The organism is Haloarcula vallismortis ATCC 29715 (assembly GCF_000337775.1).
Lineage (GTDB): Archaea > Halobacteriota > Halobacteria > Halobacteriales > Haloarculaceae > Haloarcula > Haloarcula vallismortis.
Genome location: NZ_AOLQ01000030.1, coordinates 30,687 through 51,749, shown reverse-complemented (window position 1 = coordinate 51,749; position 21,063 = coordinate 30,687). Strand labels below are relative to the sequence as shown.

Annotated in this window: 17 protein-coding genes; 9 read left to right on the top strand and 8 right to left on the bottom strand. The window is 56.9% G+C overall.

Annotated features, from left to right (window positions below; genetic code table 11):
• From C437_RS20810 to C437_RS07870, 5 genes are all read left to right on the top strand, one after another.
• Positions 1-894 (top strand): ArdC-like ssDNA-binding domain-containing protein (locus C437_RS20810; RefSeq protein ID WP_004516405.1); only part of this gene is annotated, 894 nt, incomplete at its 5' end.
• 121 nt (positions 895-1,015) lie between these two features.
• Complete coding sequence (locus tag C437_RS07885; RefSeq protein WP_004516404.1) at positions 1,016-1,390, top strand: hypothetical protein; 375 nt, start codon at positions 1,016-1,018, stop codon at positions 1,388-1,390.
• A 156-nt stretch (positions 1,391-1,546) separates the two neighbouring features.
• Positions 1,547-2,365 carry a hypothetical protein gene (locus C437_RS07880; protein ID WP_004516403.1) on the top strand — a complete coding sequence of 273 codons (819 nt, stop codon included), beginning with the start codon at positions 1,547-1,549 and terminating at the stop codon, positions 2,363-2,365.
• Between the two features lie 88 nt (positions 2,366-2,453).
• Complete coding sequence (locus C437_RS07875) at positions 2,454-2,867, top strand: helix-turn-helix domain-containing protein (RefSeq protein ID WP_004516402.1); 414 nt, start codon at positions 2,454-2,456, stop codon at positions 2,865-2,867.
• 122 nt (positions 2,868-2,989) lie between these two features.
• A complete protein-coding gene (locus tag C437_RS07870) occupies positions 2,990-3,313 on the top strand; it encodes a hypothetical protein (protein WP_004516401.1) in 324 nt (107 codons plus the stop codon).
• Between the two features lie 315 nt (positions 3,314-3,628).
• On the opposite strand, the gene C437_RS07865 is transcribed toward C437_RS07870, so the two are convergent.
• The 4 genes from C437_RS07865 to C437_RS07850 form a co-directional block, all read right to left on the bottom strand.
• The gene (locus C437_RS07865) at positions 3,629-4,906 is read right to left on the bottom strand and encodes a Cdc6/Cdc18 family protein (protein ID WP_004516400.1); all 1,278 of its coding nucleotides are present in this window, start codon (positions 4,904-4,906) and stop codon (positions 3,629-3,631) included.
• A gap of 1,192 nt (positions 4,907-6,098) precedes the next feature.
• Positions 6,099-8,261 (bottom strand): type B DNA-directed DNA polymerase, encoded by a 2,163-nt coding sequence (locus tag C437_RS07860; protein ID WP_004516399.1) that lies wholly within the window; start codon positions 8,259-8,261, stop codon positions 6,099-6,101.
• 2 nt (positions 8,262-8,263) lie between these two features.
• On the bottom strand, positions 8,264-8,569 hold the full coding sequence (locus tag C437_RS07855; RefSeq protein WP_004516398.1) for a hypothetical protein: 306 nt from the start codon (positions 8,567-8,569) through the stop codon (positions 8,264-8,266).
• Between the two features lie 3 nt (positions 8,570-8,572).
• Positions 8,573-9,505, bottom strand: a complete 933-nt coding sequence (locus tag C437_RS07850) for a hypothetical protein (RefSeq protein ID WP_049919685.1) — start codon at positions 9,503-9,505, stop codon at positions 8,573-8,575.
• 929 nt (positions 9,506-10,434) lie between these two features.
• On the opposite strand from C437_RS07850, the gene C437_RS07840 reads away from it, so the two are divergent.
• On the top strand, positions 10,435-11,121 hold the full coding sequence (locus C437_RS07840; protein WP_004516395.1) for an SOS response-associated peptidase: 687 nt from the start codon (positions 10,435-10,437) through the stop codon (positions 11,119-11,121).
• 18 nt (positions 11,122-11,139) lie between these two features.
• Here C437_RS07840 and C437_RS07835 read toward each other — a convergent pair whose 3' ends face one another.
• Positions 11,140-12,168, bottom strand: a complete 1,029-nt coding sequence (locus C437_RS07835) for a Cdc6/Cdc18 family protein (RefSeq protein WP_004516394.1) — start codon at positions 12,166-12,168, stop codon at positions 11,140-11,142.
• Positions 12,169-12,396: 228 nt separating this feature from the next.
• Between C437_RS07835 and C437_RS07830 the strand changes: the two genes are divergently transcribed.
• Positions 12,397-13,449, top strand: a complete 1,053-nt coding sequence (locus C437_RS07830) for a Shedu immune nuclease family protein (RefSeq protein ID WP_004516393.1) — start codon at positions 12,397-12,399, stop codon at positions 13,447-13,449.
• 335 nt (positions 13,450-13,784) lie between these two features.
• Here the strand turns inward: C437_RS07830 and C437_RS07825 are convergent, their stop codons facing one another.
• The 3 genes from C437_RS07825 to C437_RS07815 form a co-directional block, all read right to left on the bottom strand.
• A complete protein-coding gene (locus C437_RS07825; protein WP_004516392.1) occupies positions 13,785-14,972 on the bottom strand; it encodes a hypothetical protein in 1,188 nt (395 codons plus the stop codon).
• On the bottom strand, positions 14,965-16,722 hold the full coding sequence (locus tag C437_RS07820) for a DEAD/DEAH box helicase (protein ID WP_004516391.1): 1,758 nt from the start codon (positions 16,720-16,722) through the stop codon (positions 14,965-14,967). Before C437_RS07820 ends, C437_RS07825 begins: the two co-directional genes overlap by 8 nt.
• Before the next feature lie 137 nt (positions 16,723-16,859).
• The gene (locus tag C437_RS07815) at positions 16,860-17,747 is read right to left on the bottom strand and encodes a DUF5655 domain-containing protein (protein WP_004516390.1); all 888 of its coding nucleotides are present in this window, start codon (positions 17,745-17,747) and stop codon (positions 16,860-16,862) included.
• Positions 17,748-17,904: 157 nt separating this feature from the next.
• Here C437_RS07815 and C437_RS07810 point away from each other — a divergent pair, with 157 nt between their 5' ends.
• Both C437_RS07810 and C437_RS07805 read left to right on the top strand, forming a co-directional pair.
• Positions 17,905-19,137: an AAA family ATPase gene (locus C437_RS07810; RefSeq protein WP_004516389.1), complete on the top strand. Its 1,233-nt coding sequence runs from the start codon at positions 17,905-17,907 to the stop codon at positions 19,135-19,137.
• Entirely contained in the window at positions 19,130-20,926 is a 1,797-nt protein-coding gene (locus C437_RS07805; RefSeq protein WP_004516388.1) for a 5-methylcytosine restriction system specificity protein McrC, read from the top strand. Before C437_RS07810 ends, C437_RS07805 begins: the two co-directional genes overlap by 8 nt.
• The last annotated feature ends 137 nt before the right edge of the window (positions 20,927-21,063 follow it).

Genomic DNA, 21,063 nt, shown 5'->3' with positions numbered 1-21,063 from the left:
GAGGAGACCGACACGCGAGACGACGAGATGAACAGTACGATCGAGCAGTGGATCGATGAGCTCGTCGCCGGCGTCGACGACGCGCAGGCTAGCGAGGAGTTTCAGGAGTGGCTCGACGTCCAGAGTCGCTTCCACGACTACTCGTATCGGAACACGCTCCTCATCAAGCAGCAGTACCCCGAGGCGACGCGCGTCGCGGGCTACCGAACGTGGCAGGAGGAATTCGACCGGCACGTCCAGGAGGGGGAGTCGGCCATCTGGATCTGGGCGCCGATCATCACGAAGCAGTGCCCGGAGTGCGAGAACTCGCCGAGCTACCACGAGGACAGTGACTGTGAGTACGACGAGAAGCCGCCCGAGGAATGGTCGGAGGGACTGGTCGGGTTCAAGCCCGCGCCGGTGTTCGATGTCTCCCAGACCGAGGGCGAGCCACTTCCCGACTTGGACACGCAAGCGACCGGCGACGCCGGCGACCTCGTCGAACAGTTGACTGCCGCCGCTGATGAGCTCGGCGTGACGGTGCGAATCGTTCCAGCCGAGGAGTGGACACACGGCGAGGCGAAGGGTATCTGTGAGCATCTGAGTCTGGTCGATATGCAGCCGCGTGTCGAGGTTCAGGATCGGGAGAACGACGCTGATCTCGCCCGGACGCTAGTTCACGAATGCGCGCACGCCCTGCTCCACTTCGACGTCGACGACGACACTGAGCGGTCGAAACGCGAAGTCGAGGCCGAAGCCGTCGCATACGTCGTCGGGCGGTACTGCGGGCTCGACACTAGCGGCTCAGCGTTCTACCTCGCAGCCTGGGAGTCGGACGATCCCGAGGTCGTTCGCGAGCGGCTCGGCCGGATTAGTACCACAGCAGAGAAAATCGTTGAGACACTCGAAAATTGAAGGATTATCCAGCGCTCGATTCGGTACTCCGCTGTTCGTTTGTTACCATACTCAGAATCGCTTTGTGTTGCTAGCGTATCGGGTGGCTGTTTTTGTCACTCGGCACTTTAGATGAGATTGTATGCCGGCGCCAACGGGAGCTGATGGAGTCGGACGCGGTCTACAGGAGGTGTTTGTCCCGCCGGTCGGCGTCTTCTTGATCGTCGTGTTCATCAAGGAGTTCGTTGGGCCGGTCGTAGCAGGACTAGTGTACCTGCTCATGCTTACAGGTATCTTCCTAGGGATCTATACGTCCGCGAAATATTGGAACATCCGCTACACGACGGGGTTCGTTCTGTCCGGTATCATCCTGATTTGGATGGCTCCCGGCATTATCTCGACAGTAATCCATCCCGTATTCGGGTTGTTGGGCACCCTAATTGGGTTCGTATTCCTTGGTGCGATGGCACTCCTATTGATTGAGAAATCTGGCCTCGATGAGATATTGACGAGGTAAGGTTAGTCGGACGGCAGAGGAACTCATCGACGTGCTCGAAGAGCCGGTTGCTCGCTAAATCTATTAACCAACAGATTGCCGGATTTTCCCTCTTTCGTTGGTTAAGTTTTTCTGCGCCCGCAGAGGGGCGGAGGCGCATTCTGACCTCCGCGAACCATGACTGACGACTATCTCACAACGGTCCTCGAGGAAGCCGAGCACGTCGCCGAGCAGCACGACCAGGTCGCCCGAACGACGGACAACCAAGCCCACGAGTACCTTCGATACGCCGTCCTCCGGATACTCGAGGGGCAGGCAGACCACCTCCCGACGGGTTGGACGCCGATCGACGGCGTCACGGTCGGCTACGGCAGCGACGACGCGATGTTCGACAGCTGGAGCGCCAGCGAAGACTGGTGGGAAACTGTCCCGCCTCAGGAGGCGTGTACCCGCTTCCGGGTGTTCTTCCCCGACGACCACCAGACCGTCCCACGGATCATCGTCGACGTGATGGCTGCGCTGGGTGCCTGGCGCGTCTGGATGGGGAGCGCAGCCGCGTGTGGCTCCTACGACCATCGCGAGCGCCGCGAAGTCCACTATCTCTGGCCGGAAGGCCATCCAATCGAGGAACGACTCTTCGAACGGCTCGGCGGTCCTGCAGAAGCCGTCGCCCCGGACGGTGGTCGATCCGGTGACGTTCGCAACCGACTGGTCGTCGACGATGACCCACGGCCACAGGCTGACCTCGAACCACGCACGAAGCGCGCCGTCAACGAATCGATGGACATCTCGCTTCTCTCGAAAGGTGGTCGCTACGAGGTCCAGTCCACGTCCGGCAATCGGTACGAAGTCGACGTAGTCGACGAATCGTGTACCTGTCCCGACTGGCAGCAACGCTCACCCGAGGGTGGCTGTAAGCACCTGCGTCGCGTCGATCACGAAATCAAAAACGGGCGTGTGCCCCGCCCAGATGGCCGTCTCCCATCGCAGCTGTGATTCCCGTATTCTTACGTCCAGGCCGATCTGTTCCAAGCAGTTTACCTCAGAGTAAACTACTTAGGTAGATTCAGTCGAATACACTGCTATGGATGACAGCCTTGGTGACAGTGACGAGACGACACCACGGGAACTCGTCCACTTCGTAACGCAGCAGACGCGGTTCGCGCTGATCAGCAACATCCTGCAGCACCCCGACCAGCTCCCCTCGATGTACGAGCTCGAGGAACTCAACCCCAGCGTGAGTGATGCCACTGTCTACAAGCACATCCAGAAACTCATCGACGCCGGCATCGTCCGAGAGGTCGCCCTCGACGATGATCAGCGCCGGCAGGGATATCCCTGGAAGTTCTACGGCCTCACCGAAGAGGGTCGCGAGTTCCTAGACGCTCACAACCTGCTCGCGGCGGAGGAGACGCTCCAGCAGATCTACGACACCATCTCTGACAAGCCCGAGAAGATGGTCAAGTACGAGAACGCGCCACGCCCCGACGACGTCTAACGGTACATTCTATTCTAGAATAGTATGCTATTCGTACGCTTTAGCCGGCGACGAACGAAATCTGATTAACCAACAAATCTTTGGTGACAGCCGCTCTGTTGGTTAACACGAGGCGACCGCTGATGTCCTACGAGCCACCCACGCCGCCGGCGGATCTCCCGACAGACATCGTCAACACACTCAACGACTACTCCCCAGATCAGCTCCAGCAGGTCGCACGCTACGCCGAGGAACTCGCAGAACACAAAGCTCGCGAGGCCCGTCTCGACGAAAAGTCAGAGGAGGACGAGATCGACGAGCGTCCCGATGATCTCCCAGATGATGTTCCCTCGAAAGCGACGATTACGATCAAGGAGATCAACGACAATCGCTACTACTACTGGCAGTGGCGAGAAGGTGAAAAAGTGCGTTCCCAATATAAAGGCCCTGTCAGTCCCGACGAATAGACGGCGCCGAAACCGTGGCCGGTGCTATTTCAGGCAGTTAGTAGCGTTATAGAGGACACCCCCCAGAGTGTGAATGGGTCCTGCCTACCACACACCCCTCAGTGTGAATGGGTCCAATCAACCCGGATGGACTCGAAGAGGGAAGCGACCCACCCCAGGTTTCCGTCGTAACTGGAGGCCGGTGGAAGGACTGTGGCCACGACGTCAGGCACCTCACCCCCCACGTTTCCGTCGTTTCGTCACCCACCCCACGTTTCCGTCGTATCGAGAAATACACTCGTGACCAGGGGTGCGCGGAGCCCCCTGAAACGTGAGCTAGGCCAAATCTTCCAGCCGGCTGTCCCGGAGTACGGATTTCAATACGATACCGGTATCCTGAACCAGCCGATGCTCAAGATAACTGCCTTCACCCCGACCACCACCGGTCCGGGTTGATTCTACGACGCCGAGGAACGCCTGCTCTTTCAACAGTTCGTAGACACGGTGCTCGCTGAGCGTCTTCGCATCAGCCTTCTCTGTCGTCGTCTTATAGCGTTCGTAAATGCGGTTAGTCGAGAACCCCTCCTCGTTGGGATTCTCCTCAGTGAGCAGCGCGAGTGAATAGAGGATGAATTTGACCTGGGTCGTCGACCCGCGTAGTAGCTCTTCGAACCGGTCGATTTCTGCCCATTCCTGTGCATCGCGGACGTGCTCCTCGACGACCGTGTCGACGTTTTCTCGCTCGGCAAGCTCGCCGGCGTGACGGAGGATCTCGATAGCCTTCCTGGCGTCACCGTGTTCCTGGGCAGCGAGTGCCGCCGTCAGCGGAATCACGTCATCTGAGAGAACGCCATCGTGGAACGCGTCCCGACGGTGTTTCATAATCTCCCGCAGCTGATTCGCGTCGTACGGTTGGAAGACGAATTCTTCTTCGCGAAGACTGGACTTGACGCGTTCGTTCAGCTGATCGCGGTACTCGATCTTGTTGCTGACTGCAATGACGCCCAGGTGGCAATCGGCTTTCCCAGATTCGCGAGCCCGCGACAGCTGCATGAGGATATCATCGTCGTCGAGCCGGTCCACCTCGTCGAGAATGATGATGACCGATTCGTAGGCAGTATCCAGAATCTCCCAAAGGTAGTCGTAGTATTCACCGCTGCCAATCCCTGCGCGTGGAATATCGAAGTCAGTCTCGTCCGTCTCGTTGAGTGAACGAGTCACCGTCCTGGCGACGCGTGTCTGTGTGTTGTGCTGCGCGCAGTCGACATAGACCGTGCCTACGGACACACCGTTCGACTCCGCGGCTCGCCGTGCTCGTTCGGTGACGTGTCGGGCAACCAGTGACTTCCCCGTTCCCGTTTTGCCGTAAATAATCACGTTGTTGGGCGGATCACCACGGACGATCGGCCTGAGTTCAGCAGCAACCGCTTTGATCTCGCCATCCCGGCCAACGATACGTCCACTTTCAGGGACGTGACCCACCTTCAGCAGTTCCTTCCGAGCGAAAATATTGGCTCGGTCGGGATCATCTTCATCAAAGTCAAAGAGGGGATCGTCGGCGGGGTCCTCGTAGCGGCCGTCGAAGTCAGAGAGTTGGGACGGTTCCTCAGCCATCAATATCAGACATCGCGGAAGGAACCTACTTAATGATTTGGCTACCTCGACAAGAGTGTAAATCGAGCTATTGTCGTCTTCTGATGTTTTGTCTCTACCGTATCAGCCTCACAAAGAGTCGAGTCAGTCCCGAGTGAAATCGGATTCTGGTCGATAGCTAGCAGCGTAGCCTGGCACCCCTAATCCAGAGTGAAAACGCCGGACTCAAGCGGGTTTGCCACACCCCTGGTCAAGAGTGAATAGCCCTTCACTTGGTGAGCCGAGAACTTCCTCAAGACCACACCCTTCGTCCAGAGTGTAACTTGGACGCGGTAATCAATCATTTCCCTGAGAGAACACGATAAAAACGAGTGTCTGACGCACGGCAGACACCCCTCGTCCAGAGTGAAACGCCGGTCGTGATGAATGAGGGTCGGATGTGATCGTCGAGTAGTAGAGACGAGAGTGTGTCGGCACCCCCGATCAAGAGTGAATAGCGTGATTCCATCGAATGTTCCCACAACGAGGACTACATCTCCAGGCGAACCAACGCGGAGCGCGCAATCAGTTCGCTTGGAATCTGGATTCCTGATTCCGGGCTACCGAGGTAGAACAGGAACTCGCTCCCCAAAAGGACGCTGTGCTGGGAGATTAATCGTCAAGACGTCGATTATTCTCTTAACGTCTCACAATCCACGAATGACGGAATCGAACCCACACACCCCTCGTCCAGAGTGAAAAGCATCGAGAGTGTCCCGGTTGCCTGGACGAAAACCGTCGGACGGGATGGGAGAAAACCACTGAAATCACAGGATGTGAGACAGCTACACTAACAAGACGGTGATTACACAGCCGACGATCTTCCAAACATACCAATTCGCATAGTATTACCTAGAACCTTTATTACCATCTGCTGCTTACCACTCCCCAAGTGCATTCAATACGACTAGAAGGACGAAAGTGGCATTCGTCCGGGTAGTTACGAACCGCCGCTCGTGTTTGTCGGTTTGTTCCTTCCGTGTTCACCCGTCTCTGGCCGTCTTTCCGTACTTCTCGTTCATGCGAACCTCCGTTTCACGTGGACCCCCCGACTCCCCCGATTAGTTTTCACTCTGGACGAGGGGTGTGTGGGCGATGTATTCTCCCTGCCCCTAATCAACACGGTTAGGTTCAGTCTTAACCAACAACTCGCAGCGTACTTCGATGATGTTGGTTAATCTCCGCTATCAGTAAAGGCAGTCACGTTCGCTTCCCGAGTTTCCGCGAGTTCCCGGCGAATCTCCGTCCGATCCCAACCGAGTGGTGACAGCAGACTTTCGACGGCTCGAACGAGCTGCGTCTCATAGTACGAGGCGTCGTAGGTCTCGATCTCCTCGTGGGCGAGGGCGACCCGCTCTCGTGAGTTCTTCTCCTCGTCGACGACCACGTACTCGATATCTTGTCCAGGATGAACAGCGAGGTCCTGGTCGCGAGCCCGTTTCAGGGCCGCCACGTTCTGGGTGTTCTGCGTGTACCCTTCCAGGGGCTTGGAGACACGATTCCGTTCGACGAGGTCCTCGATTGGGACCGTTCCAGCATGTAGGCGCGTGACTGCGTCCTGAAGACGATCGATGACCGCGTCAGGCGATCGAGTCGCATCAAATTGTTCGAGACAGTCCCGCTGGACCTTCTCGATAAACGGTGGTGTCGAGCGCTGCCGCGCTTCGATACCTCTCACTTTGAACTCGTCGGCATCAGCGACTTTCCCGAAGTACTTCGTCAACGCGCCGGCGTCGCTCTCGCGCTGCGGGACGAACGCGACCCAGTCGTAGCGGGCTTCGTGTTCGAGCCGAATCTCGACGTCCTCCGTAATTTCTGTCGCAAGCGCCACGAGGTCCTCGCGGTCATCGTCGTCAACGTCGGGATCGGGCGTCACCCAGATGGAGTCGACAATGCCGTGGACGACGCGCCAACCGCCGGCTTCCAGCCGCTGTTTCGCAGACAGCAGAATCTCGCGAGCGAATGCGTTGATCGCTTCGTGGCACTCGATGCGGCCGAACTTCGCGTTGCTGAACCCCTGATACCCGAAGCAGGCGACGAGGATCCATTTCAGCGCTCCCGACCGCCCCTCGAGTTCCGTCAGCCGGTCGTCGTCGGGGTCGTCTCGTTCCTTCTCGCGACGGATGGCCGCCTTGATCTCGTCGCGTGCGTCGATGATCGGTTGCAGCACGTCGACGAGGTAGCCCCGGTCGTCGCAGATCGAGTACCCAAGGCCGGGGACGTCGTCGCGGTCGCTGTGGCAGTCACACCGGATAACGTCGGGTGAGACGTTCCGGGTACAGATGATGTTCGGATAGAGACTCGAGAAGTCGAGTTCGTGAACGTCCTTGTGGACGCCGACCTCGGGCGCGAAGATGAAGCCGCCGCGGTCGGCGTCGTGGAGCGTCCCCATCGGTTTGTAGAACTCGTGGCGCCAGGAGTTCCACGGGACGAGGACGCCGCGGTCGTGGGCCTCGCAGATCTGAATCGCGGTGAGCACGTTCCCGATCGACGCCCACGCGAGCTCCTGGACTGGCTTTTTCGAGCGCGACACGAGGTCGAGGACGCCGTCGAGGTTCGTCTCCCCGTAAAAGAACGTGTTCGACTCGTCGATGATCGCCCGGCCGGGGACGTTGTACCGCGCCGGGGAGTGACCGACGCGGCCGTAGCTCGAGTACGTCGACCGGCTCGCGAGCTGCTGATAATCGACGTCCGGCCACCGACTCAGCGAGAAGTCATCGGCGCCGGCGTCCGTCGCCATCTCGTACAGGGTCGGGACGATCTCGCTGGTTGAGCAGACCAAGACGTCCGGATCGTGTGCGTCGAGTGCCCCCTGGACGGCGGTCAGGAGATCCGTCGGCGAGCCGATAACAGTATCGCCGGCGACAGACAGTTCCCCGTAGACGTCGTTGCTCGTTTCAGTCACCGGAACGCTGAGCCGGAGCGTCGACAGCTCGCTCGCCGGCGTCGGATCGATGTCTTCCTCAAGGCAGTATCGAAACTCTCGCGAAAAGTCCACGTTGAAACAGGCGAGATCCCCGACTGGATAGGCCGACAGCTGGCGTACCTGCCGGGCGAGTGGGGTGACGCGGTCGATGTGGGCGACGTCGACGGCGAGGACAGACTCCTCATCGCGACGGAATCCTGGGTGTTGCGTCACTATCTCGGTCGCGACGACGTCGGGGTGTTGGTCGTAGAACGACTGGAGCGCAGTAAGATCGATGTTGGCGTCAGGGTCGCGAGCAGCGACGTAGAACCGTGGCGTGTAGTCGTCGCGCTCCGTCGCGACGGCGCCGTCGTCGGTGGCGTCCCACTTGAGGATGCGCCCGTCGTCCAAGAAGTCGATAGTGAAGGGCATCGTCAGGTGTCTGATTCTGGCAAGCCGTCCTCCTGGTCACCGGCGGCGTCGACCGCGGCTTCGAGCTCCGCCAGACGCTCTTCGTGATCATCAAGACGAGCTTCCTGTTCGAGGTCGATGCTGACTAGCGCGGGGAGGAGCGGGTTCTGATGGTTCAGTAGCCCGCTCGCGTCGGCGTGCTCACGAGCGTACTCCCACAGCTGGTCGAACCGTGGTTGGTCGCGACGTCGCAGTGCCCGCCGGAAGTCCGCCCAGCGTTCCTCGATGGCCCGGAGTGCGTCCCGGTACGTCGGGTTTGTACGGCCCATCGGTTATCGCCCTCCAGCGCTGGCTGTCCACGCATCGAGCAGCGGATCTGTTCCGACTGCCACCGACTCTCCATCAACTGTGACACCGCTTCCGACACTATCCGGTGTTGGCGTCGACGGCGTCGTCGGCTCCACGCCGACCTGCGCTGCACGGGCTTCGAGCAGTTGTCGCCAGTAGGCGAACGTCGTCTGGTAGTACGCGCCGTCGTCGACGGGGTAGACGAGCGTCTCAAAGTCCTCGCCGAGGATTCGCGGCCCCATTCGTGTTTGCTTGCACTCCAGGTGATGATCGGCGACCGTCGCAACCGATTCGGTGAATTCGTCGCGCTCGCTCCGAGTGACGAGTACTGGAATGTCGTAGCCGTCGGCATAGGTCGCCAATCGAGTGAGTGTACGGGCCTGGAGTGTGTCGGCGTGGCGATCTCCGAGGGTGTCATCAGCACGATACTCGACGTCGACGGCCGGAGCGACGATGAGCGACGGAGTGTATGGTGATTCACCGTCACTATCCGCTGGCTGCCGATCTCGTACGGTGTCGTTGGTCGTCGATTCCCGGATGGACTGATTCACCGCCGTCGGGAGATCACAGACGGCGCCGTAGTGCTGGTAGGCGGTGAATCCCCGTGCGACGTGGATTCGGTCAAGTAATCGCCGGCTGGGGGCGATCTGAGCGAGTGTCGGCGTCGTCGCGTGCCCGTTTGCGTCGACCCAGAAGGCAGGGCCGTCGTGGAGGAGGAGGTGATTGAGCACGAGTGACTGCAGGATCGGGACGCCGCGGCTTCCTTCCACGTCGAGCAGTGTGACGCCGTCGTCTAGTGACGGCAACAGCATCTCGTCTGTAGCCGGATCGGCCTGGTCAGCAAGGGACCGATTGTGGTCAGCTCCCCGTGTCGGCTGGTCCACCGCCAATCGGTTCGACGTTGAGTGTTCTCCCATACTCGACTAGAGGTCTACGTTCCCGATAAGCCGCGGCGTGTCGCTTCCACGTTTCAGGAAACTCGATGTGATCCCCTCCAATCCCGGTACAGTCCCGAGTAGTCTCTGTTTTGAACCCGTTTCCGAGAATAGTTCCTGAATCGAGCGGCCTTCGTGTTAACCAACACTGGTGCGAATCGACGGCGATATGTTGGTTAACACTTCACAGCTACAATCTTGAGCCTAACTGCTCGGTATGTTAATGCTCAACGCCACGTTGGAAGAGGTGCTCTATGAGCTACCCACGAACCCACGTTGACCACCGAAACCCCGATCACCACGAGTCAATGCACCCAACTCGAAATATCGTGAACGCCCACGTTGTTGCCGGGGAATTTCTCACTTCGCGGTACCACGAGGCGCTTCAAACTGTTCTCCATCCCCTCGGCGAGTCTTTGGACACCAAAGACCAACATGCGCTCAACGACCTTGGAATCGTCCATGCTAATGGTTCCTTGAACGAGCTTTCCCCTATCGTACGCACATACGTAAAAATCGACGAGTATTGGACACGCACCCATCGTACTGCGCTCAACGAACTATTCGCCGATCGACGTGCTCACGTACTGAGTTGCTGTACGCGGTTCCTTTCTGAGTTCCCTCGACACACTCTTGAAGCCGAATCTGGCCGTTCCGGAACTGCCCTGGATACTACCCTTGCTCCGCTTCTCGAGTGCGGATTTCTCTCACACACAGATGATGAGAAAACCCCATACTCTGTTGATGAACACCACGCGCTATATCGACCGACTGAACGGCTCTTCGACGCACTTCTTGACCAAGCAGCTGTTCTCTGTGAGCTACTGCCCCCGACCGAGCTCTAACAGCACGATTCAGAGCCGTTCACATTTCCAGATACGTTGAAGACTCTCCCGGTCAGACCCAGATGTATGTGTGGCCGAAACTCGCTCTTTATCGACCAGGCTAACCTCGAGGCCCGCTTCGATGCCGAGGTCGTCGCGGACGGTGGGTACACACCCCGATACAACATCGCTCCTGGCGAGGATCTCTACATCATCACGAACGAGGCCTCCGACGAGATCGACGCCTATCACTGGGGGCTGATTCCGTTCTGGGCGGATGAGCCCGAGGAGGGCATTATCAACGCTCGCTCCGAGACTGCCGGCGAGAAACGCGTCTTCGAGCGGGCGTGGGAATCACGTCCCTGTCTCGTCCTCTCTTCAGGATTCTACGAGTGGAAATCGTCGAACGGCGGGTCGAAGCAGCCTTACCGGATTTACCGGGAGGACGACCCCGCATTCGCGATGGCCGGGCTCTGGGACGTCTGGGAGGGCGACGACGAGAGGATCTCGTGCGTCACGATTCTCACGACGGAGCCGAACGACCTGATGAACTCAATCCACGACCGGATGCCGGTCGTCCTCCCAAAGGACGCTGAGTCCGACTGGCTCGCCGCAGATCCGGACACCCGCAAGGAACTGTGTCAGCCGTATCCGAAGGACGATCTAGACGCTTACGAGATCTCGACGCGGGTCAACAACCCCGGCAACGACGATCCCCAGGTCATCGAGCCGCTGGACCACGAGCAATCGGGCCTCGGCGAGTTCAGTTCCTGATAGCTGACGGGGTCACAGTCACTGCATCGGCGACGCAGCCGCTGAATCGACGAGCGAGTACTCTCGGTCCCGACTCGTCCCTTCCGCCTCGAGGAGGTTGTACTGCTCCATCTTTGAGAGGTACGTCCGAACAGTCCGTTTCGTCCGTGGATCATCGACGTCCTCGGAATAGCGCTCGTGAATCTCGCTCGGCCCTACCGGGCCATGCTCGCGAACGATGTCGTAGACGACGCGCTGGTGCGGTGTGAGCGAGTCGAGGCTCTTCTGCTTGATTTGGGCCCGAGCATCCTCGGCGGCGTCTAGGAGAATGTCGTCGGTGATCCGCTCGTGGTTCTCGCGATCTGCTTTGCCGGCGGCGGTTCGGAGGATGCCGATGGCCAGGCGGGCGTCGCCGGCGGCCGCGTCGGCGATCCGGTAGAGTTGGTCGTCGATGATGACGTCCTCATCGAGTCCCCACTTCGTCCGCGCACTCAGGATATCGTACAGCTGCTCGTCGTGGTACTTGTCCATCCGGACATGTTCGCTGGAGCGCAGGCGGCTCACGAGGCGGTCGTCGACGCGGCTGAACAGCTCCTCTTCCTTGTTCGCGATGCAGATAATCGCGAACTGCGGGAGGCTGTGGAGGTCGTAAATGACACTGGGGTCCTCCAGTTGGTCAACCTCGTCGAGAATGACGACGGTTCGCGGGCCGTCGTGCTGCTGGAGGCGGTCGACGAGTTCGTCGTGCGGCGTCGACTGGCGGTGGATGTCGATGGTGGCGCCGAGGTCGTCGAGGATCTGGTAGAGCGTCCGGAACCGGGTGTAGTTACGCCAGCAGTTGACGTAGGTGGCCTCAACGTCGAGGACCTCTTCCCGGAGTCGTTCGGTGACGAATTGCGAGATGCAGGTCTTGCCGGCGCCGCTGGGTCCAGTGACGATGGCCGTGTCGGCGGGTTCTCCGTTCGTGATGGGCTCAAGAACGCTGGAGAGGTGGTTGACTTCGGCGTCGCGATGCTCAACTTCCCGAGGGACGAACCCGGCGCGGAGGACGCGAGCATCGCGAATCATCTGTCTCTGACAGACTGATTTCGAGCCAGGTTACAAAAGCCTGACCGGGTTGTTTCCGGAAAGAACAGTATATGCAATCTGTTACTGTAAGTGATTGAGTGAGTTCAATCCTGTATACGTTGATTCTATGTTTATGATTTTAGCATTTCCCGGAAACTCACGCACTTCCGGTTCTACCTTTCTGCTTGTCGATTAGACTTATTAAATGGGTCTCTCTGACAATAAGATATGGAAATTGAGCAGACGTTTGACGGGGAGATATATGAGATTGAAGTCCCTCTTGAGGACAAAGATAGACTTCGTCATGTCGCTCACTATCCGATTAAGGATGGTCCAAGGACGTTCAAATCAGTTAACGTTTTTGAGGTGATTGCCTCTGACTCCGGCAAGAAGGTCATTTCATTCTGGAAGTCTCGTCTCACCGACAGCAGGATCGAAGTCGAAGAGGAGACGATCTTCCGATGTCAGCCTGATGAATTACAGCGATTAATTGCTCTACTGGATAATCTCGAGGATATCGCAAATCTGGAAAGGGGGAATCACGTAATTCTCGCAAAGGATGCCCCATCAGTTGAGGCAGCAAAAGCAGCTATTGAGAGTATCGAATCTACAGATACCGAAGAATCTGAAGAATTAGCTGTTGAACTCATCAAGAGCGTCAGTGAAATTGAACCTGCTATTGATGATATCGAGGGATTTGCTGATGAGTTACCAGAGGACGTTGTTAATGTAGAATATCTCATTAGTAGGGCTCGAGCACGTAATGCAATCGATGAATTTCGAGAACTGATCCAATCGAGAGAACCTGAACGAGAATATCAGGAGTTCTTAGAGAGCCACCCTTGGATATTTGGTGCCAGATATGTTGATAACCGTGACGAGCGAGAGCTAACGCGGGATGAAGAGGTCGATTTTTGTCTCGAAACTGTGAATGGATATTACGACATTTTTGAGATCAAGAAACCAGATCACACAGTAATGGTTGAAGACCGGTCTCACGACAATTATCGGCCGAGTGCAGATCTCTCAGAAGCTGTTTCACAAGTGGAAAACTACATCAATGAAATCGAAGCGAGCCGCGATGGAATCCTCCGACGAGATGGGTTAGATATGTTGAAACCCCGGGGTACTGTGGTTATCGGGGCAGACCTAAATTCGGATGAACGGGAGGGACTTCGCGTCTATAACAGCTTTCTCAACCGGATTGACGTAGTGACGTATAGCGAACTTGCAAGAAAGGGGGAGCGGTTGGTCGAAGCGTACCAGACAAAGCTCGATTGAGAGTGGGTTGACAATTCCTATAGCCTACGAACACGGCCATCCCCGTGAAATCTTCTTGTTCCATCCTACAATAGGTATAGGACACAAGGAGATGATACGCAACTCAGTACGTAGGGCCACTCGTTCGACGATCTCCAATTCTCACTCAACAGATGCAGGCACTATCCGGATATAATGGTTGGATTATTGAATGATAATTGATGAAACTCAAAAAGCTTCTAGAGGACCCACTATGTTGCCCGATTCACTAGAGACTGTCTTTCATTTGTTTCTCGAAAGAACTAGATTGCTGTGGAGCTATCGAACGGCGAAAAACGACGAGCCAATATTCAGTATTATAAACACTTTCGACACCGCAATCCCGTGACCCCCATCTTGACAGGGTTATCAGGCGAGAGCTTCGCCTGGCAACTTGGACAGTTGACCGTGTCTGTATATCCGGCACCTGCTGCATAGGGAGCCCGCATAGTCTCGTTCCGCCCGCAATCAGCAAGTCGGAGTTCGATTTCGCCACGCTCGTACGACACCAGTGTAGTCGCTACTGGCTTCGTCTGAACTTCGAGATGATGACGCTGATAGATCTCGCGCCGCTTGTCTTCGAATCCATGTTGTTTCGATTCGAGGATGTCTGCTCGCTTCTTCTCGAGTTCCTCTTGCTTCGCTTGGAGCTCTTCTCGTTTTTGTAGGGCATCAATCCTGTCTTCGTGGGACGGCGCGGTATCGACGTCATCCGCGACATTCTGAAGACGGGTCGTCACCGAATCAATTTCATCTCGAAGGTCGCTCAGTTGTTGATTCTGTAGCTGTCGATACTCATCAAACTCGGCATCGGCAGCACGCGAGGCCGACTCACGGATATCGGCGATGGCCTCACGAACGTTATCAAGCGCAGTTTGCTGGCACTCGCTGACGGCTGCTTCGAAGACTTCCGTTCCGATCGACTCGGTACTGTTGTCCTCCCAACCGCTGTCTCCGGGCTCGTTCTTAGGGTCGTAGAAGGATTGTAGGACAGTCTCGGCCATACCGGTCAATTCCTCCTGTGACGAAGCGTCGATGCTGACGGCTTCGAGGAACTGTGTCTGGTATTCGCTCACCGTTTCGACGCCGATCTGCACGACCGCGAACACCGCCTCACGGTCGTAATATGGCATAAACGAAGCATCAACGACTTGGAGGTCGCTTTCTACGACCCAGTCGGGGTACTGGTACTCGCCTCCTGAGAGTTCGTCGGTAACCGATAGCCGACCGACGGGGGATATCGAAATCGCTTCGTCGAGTAACTGTTGAGCGAATTCACTCTCCGGGGCCAGAACGAATTCATCCTGTCCTCCTTGTTCACTAGAGTCTGTTTCGAGGACGACTTCGAACTCGCTCCCGTCGCTGAACTCGACATCGACGTAGTCGGGGAGGTTGACGTGCCATCGAGGTCCGTCTTCGTGGACGGATGCGCCAATGGTTTGCAGATACTCTCGAGCGAACGCAGTTAGTCTTGACTGCGTGACGGGGAGCGTAGCATCAGTCATCGGTCGCACCCAGGTCGAAGTTCTCGAAGACAGCGCTGTTGAAGTTCTCTACCTTCTCGGAGAGCTCCTGCTGTTCCTCGAGATCAACCGCCATCGCTTCGAAATCGTTTTCGAGGTTCGCATCGGAGTCCGCGTTGACGAGGCGTTCGAAGATCTCGTCTTCGAATCCCTTTCCGGAGTCTTCGAGCCGCGTGAGGATCGTGCTCAGCTCTCCGACGGTCTGTTGGAACAAGTCGATCTTGTGGTACAGCCGTTCCAGCACGTACTCCTCGATCGTATCTTCAAGCGCCATGTTGAACACGAACACCTCTCGCTTCTGGCCGATTCGGTGGATCCGACCGATGCGCTGTTCTACCTTCATCGGGTTCCACGGCAGGTCGTAGTTCACCATAATGTTACAGAACTGGAGGTTTCGCCCCTCGCTCATCGCGTCCGTCGAGACGAGAACCCCGCCTTCCTCTCGGAACCGATCCACGATATCTTCTTTTTCCTGACTTGAGTGTCCGCCGTGGAAAGCGTGGGTCGTGTACCCTTGTTCCTGAAGCGATTCCAAGACCTGCTGTTGAGTCGCTCGGAATTGCGTGAACACGATGACGCGCCCCATCTCGACGTGCTCGCGTGCTTCCTCGACGATATCGAAGAGCCGCTCCTGTTTGGTAACCGTCTCGATGGCATCGATCTTCTCCAGAATCGTCTCCAGCTCGCTTCGATGCGTGAGTTCGTTGTTCGCGTCTAGCTGTTTTCGAATCGTCTTCTTGAGGGCTGCAGGACTGCTCACGACCTCCTTTTGCAGCATCATTAACACCAACTTCTGTCCCCGATCCTCGCTGTACGCTTCTCGAACGTAGTCCGTCACGGCTTCGTATAGTTCGCGCTCGCTATTGCTCGGCTGGAATGTGCGCGTATCGATCTCTCGGTTCGTAAAGTCGATGTCGGTCTCGGCTCGCCGGTTCCGAATCATCACTTGGTGCAGACGCTGCTGAAGCTCGTTACGGTTCACCAGCGTGTCCTGACCGTTGTCCACGAAGTAGTGGTGGAACGTTTCCCGGCTGCCGAACAAGCCCGGCCGAAGCAGGGAAACGATGTTATAGAGGTCAGTCAGCTCGTTCTGAATCGGGGTGGCCGTGAGAAAGAACGCGTAGTCGTACGTGAGCTTGTCGATGAGTTCGTACCGATCAGTGTCCTCGTTCTTGACGTAGTGGGCTTCATCCAGCACGAGGACGTCCCAGTTTCGGGAGAGAACGCTGTGACGGTATCGGTCGCTTTTCGCCGTGTCGATGCTCGAGATGATGCGGTCGTGGGCGTCGAATCCTTGGAACTCGCCGTCGTAGTTACAGACGAAGTCGAGGCCGAATTTCTCCCGTAGCTCGCCTTGCCACTGCTTTGCGAGTTGAGCGGGCGTCAGGATGAGGACCGAATCGTCCGTCTCCCGGTAATGCATCTCCTTCAGAATCATTCCGACCTCGATGGTCTTCCCGAGCCCGACCTCGTCGGCCAGCAAGGCCTTCCCGTCCATCTCGAACAGCGCCCGATGGGCGGCGTCAACCTGGTGTTCGAGCAGTTTGACCTGCTCTTCATCGACGCTCGAGAGTGACCGGAGTTCCGTGTCAGGTTGGCCCGCACTCAGCCGGTTTGCAACGACAGTGAGACGGTGAAACGGAAATTCCGATGCTTCAGAGGTGTAAGCGTCCGATATATCGTCAGGAGCCTCGTGTGCGATCTCGACATCGACGAGGTCCTCATCATCCATACCTGCATAGATAGCTCTGACTGTCAAATGCGTTGTGTAGATACCGCTGCTGGGGTCAGAAAATTCGGTTCCCAATCACCGAGATATTCTCCAGACGATGGAGGAGCTGAGCGGTGACATTATATGAGGTTCTGACATCATACTCCATCGTAGCTCAATTCTATGTACTCCTTGCAGATTTCTAGGTCGTCTTTCTCAGAGATAGTGAGCTCTAGATCTCCGGTTCCATAGTGGCCGGTATTCGTAACATCCCTTCCGATATCTGGCATTGTTTCGAGCTCGTCGGGGTCGATCTTCAGGTACACCCGGATTTCGCCTTTATCTGGGGTAATATACACGCATACGAAATTCTGGATGCGCTTGTAAGCAAAGTAGTACTTGAGCTCTTTCTTCTGGATATCGTCCCCTAGTGACAGGACAAACTCGTCAAGCTCTTCGAACAGGCGGCGTAAGTCATCGCTCGCCTGCTGAATTTTCTCTCCGACGGTGGTATACTCCCGGCTGGATTCGGTTTCATCCGAAGATTCTACGACGTTGAGAAGCTCGAGAAGTAGGAGTCCACCTGAGTACTGCTCAAACCGCATAAGCTCGATATTTTGACCAATCTGCTCCACGGCGTGTGAGTCGTATTTCGTGAAGTCTGGGGCAATGCAGACGAGTCGGGGTGAACTCCAATCTACCTCTCGATCCGATGCTATTTTGTCGTGTACTAAATTCTCAAATTCGGCTTTGTGGTCAACGAGCCAGTCGAAGTAGTATAGCCCCTGATTGATAACATTTTGATTTTGTGTCTTCTTATACTCGATAATAACTGGAGAATTGTTCTCGTCAAGTCCTAATGTATCAATTCTCCCGCCATGCTTCTCGCCAGTACTGTATTCCGACTCCAGGAAAGTGATCCCGAGTAACTCTTCCAAATTCTCTTCAATAAGATTCTGTACGTTCCTCTCAAGCTCTACGGGATCCGGTGGTATCTCCGTAACACTCCCCTCGTCAGAGACGCGGAAAAGATTAATCTCGCCCATTAGCCAGACAGAACACTGTCACTCTCTTTTTTCTTGCGACCATCTACTCGAGTGGGTAGTACACGCTCAAGAACCCCTCTCATTTTGACCCGAAGAACAGAATCAATCGTACTCTGACAGGGACATTTTATAAGACGCCCGTGACAGGCTTAGGATAATGAGTAGCGGGAAACCGCGGTTCGAGGACTACGATCGGGAGGAGGCGGAAGAATTCAGCGGCTTCATCCTCAGCGGTGCGGCACAAGCGAAAGAATTCATCAACAAGACCAGCGACCCCGATGCCATCCGATACTTAGTCGAAGAACGGAACATCGATGTAGACGTTCCAGGAAGCGGCGCTGAAATCGAGCAAGCAATCTTAACCTCTCAGACGGCACCTCTCTCGGTTAAGCAGACCGTAGCCCAGCGGAACGACGATCTCGGCGACATTCGCGTTCCGGACACTGTACAGAAGAACGCCGAGACCGCCCTCGACGTCGGAAAACCGATCGTCCTCTACGGTCCAACCGGCACTGGGAAGACCTACTTCGCAAAGCAACTCGCCCTGAAAACCTGTATCAACTACTCTATCTCCACCGCGACGCCCAGTTGGACGCCCGCGGACATCACCGGCAGCATCCAGCCGGAGACCGACGACGGCGAAATCAAGTACGTCCGTCAGGCTGGTTGCGTCTCTCAGGGCATTCAGAAAGCGAACGAGTATCACGACAACTGGGGCGTCATCATCGACGAGATAACGCGAGCCGACATCTCCCAGGTCTTCGGCCCCCTGTACACGGCCATCGAGGATTACGACCAGGCGATTTTCCGTGACGAAGAGGGGAACAGTCTCACCCTCAACGACGACGTAAAGATCATCTGCACGATGAACATGTCGGACCGGACGGTCAACGAACTCGACAACGCGATCACCCGCCGGTTTGCGATGGTAGAACTGAGCCGCTACGAGGACGACCAGCGAGCGGACTTATTCGACGACTGGATCGGCGAACTCGGGCCGGACATCGATATTGACCAGGAACGGCTTCACGACCTCTTCGAGAGCCACCACGACGGTGTCAACAACGGAACGACGACGAGCGGCGAAGGAGGGATCATGGAGTTCGGACCGATGCACTACGTGGACGTCACGAAGTTCCTCAAGAGTGCCTGTGAGGAAGGCGGGCCGTACGAAAGCGAAGAAGCAACAGCGGTCGGGCAGGCGTTTTCGACCTATATTGCTCCCCGGCTCTTGAACAGCGCGTCGCTCCCCCAGATCAACCAACTGGCGACGCACTACGAGACGCTCGACGACCAGTTTGAGGCCTTCGACCTATCCTCGGCGATCGACCTCGCGGCCAGGGAAGCCGAGGCTGAAGAACGGGAGATGGGCGTCAGCGCCTATGAGTGACGCACTCCGATGTGAGTACGGCACGGAACTCTGTTCCGTCCAGGAAAATCGGAAGCTGATCGTCGAAGGCTGTGACCCGGAGAGTCTCCGGGACGAACTCCGGGCAGCGAACTTCGTCCGGGAAGGTAGCCGGTACGTGAAGAAACGCCCGCGACTCCGTCCGGAAGCAGACGACAGCGGCTCGGGGCCGCTTCACGTCCTCTCCGCTCGGATCGTGGAAAACTCGCTCCACGTCGAACCCTCCGACGTCGTGGGGATCGTCAAACTCGTGCCCGGGATGAGCGTTCAGGTCGAGCCGAAAATCGAGTGGGAGAACGTCATCCGAATGCTCCTCACAGTCTACGATATCGACCGTACACAGTCACACTACGGTATCCCGCTCGAGGAGCTGATTGCCGGTGAGATCGAAGCGTCCCAGCTCATCGCTATCCTGGCTATCAACTACGTACACGGCGTCAAGACCATCACGAAGAAGGGCTTCATCCGGGACCTCAATATCCGACGTCGGAACGGGTACGAGGGACTCGGGTCGGTTGACGTCGCCCAGACGCTGATGAATCACGCGACGGGAAACCCGGAACCGACGTGGGTGGAGACAGAGGTCGATTACGCGAATCCGGTGAACGAGGCCATCCACATGGCGGGAAAACTCTTGCTACGGTTACTTCAGCAGGAGCGCGACGGCCACCAGCATCCGCGGCAGGATTTCCTGCTGTCGATGGTCCACAATCAGGTGAAGGAAATCGAAGATCGCGGGATACAGAGCAGTCAAAAGCGCCTCGGGGAGTACCGGCGGCTTTCGCTGGCCGACCTTCACCGGCAACGCCACTATTATCGCCGGGCGGTTCACACGTCACAGTCGATCCTCTCGTCAGCCCTCTTGGGACAGACCGGCGGCGGCCCCGAGGAGCTGCTCGTGGATTACGCGTTGAGCATGGACTCGTTATTCCAAGACTATACGCAGCGAGTTCTCAGCCGGGAAGTCGAGTCGCTGCGAGCCCTCGACCACTTGGATCGACTGTCCGACGTCGAGTGCAAGGACGAACACCGGCTTTATCCGTTCGAGGGGAACGCAAAGGCCGCTCACGAGCCCGATCACCTACTGACCGACGGCGACGAAACGCTGGCCGTCCTTGATTCGAAGTACTACCAAGAAGGAAAGAACCCGGCGAACGATTCGGCCTCGCGGTCCCGGATGTTCGCCTACGCGTATCTCACCGACACCGACCGGATGGCATTCCTCTGTCCCCAGTACCATCGAGATCGTCTCTCTGTGACCAATACTGGTGGCGAAGTGGAGGTGCTCTCACCCGACGACGAGTTCGCCTGCGACGAGTACGAACGCCTCACTCGGGAGTATCTACTCGAGTCACTTGCGCTCAAATATCCCGAACTCCACGTGTTCGACGCAGTACAGCACGGCCGTCTCTGCTTAGAGGACGTGTCTGAAGACGACCTCTCAGATGTCTACGACACGACCGGACCGTTCGCAATCAGTAATCCGGCGACCTTCGCTGCCCGCGTGATCAACGACATCGCGTTCTCGACGTACGGACCGAACAAGCCGGACCTTGAAAACCAGGGTCAGTGGACGAAGTCCCGTATCAAGGACGCGTGCGGCAAGAGGGACGAGGACGACCGCCCGCGATATCCGCAACACGAGACGACGTGCGTCCCCGTCTACACCAACAATACAGACGCCGACCACGGCGAAGTTACGCTGTACTTCCTTCAGCAGATGGAAGAAGGTGTTACCGTTTCTCAAGAAGGCCCTTGGGCACTAATGTAATTCTGATAGCTAAGAATCTCTTTCGACAGTGTTGTTTAAAGTCAGAAACCCAGTTTTTTGCTTCCAGATCTCAATGACCGTTCCCGACCAAACAAACACTATACTGGCGGGATAGGCAGGAAGGGTAAAATCCGTCC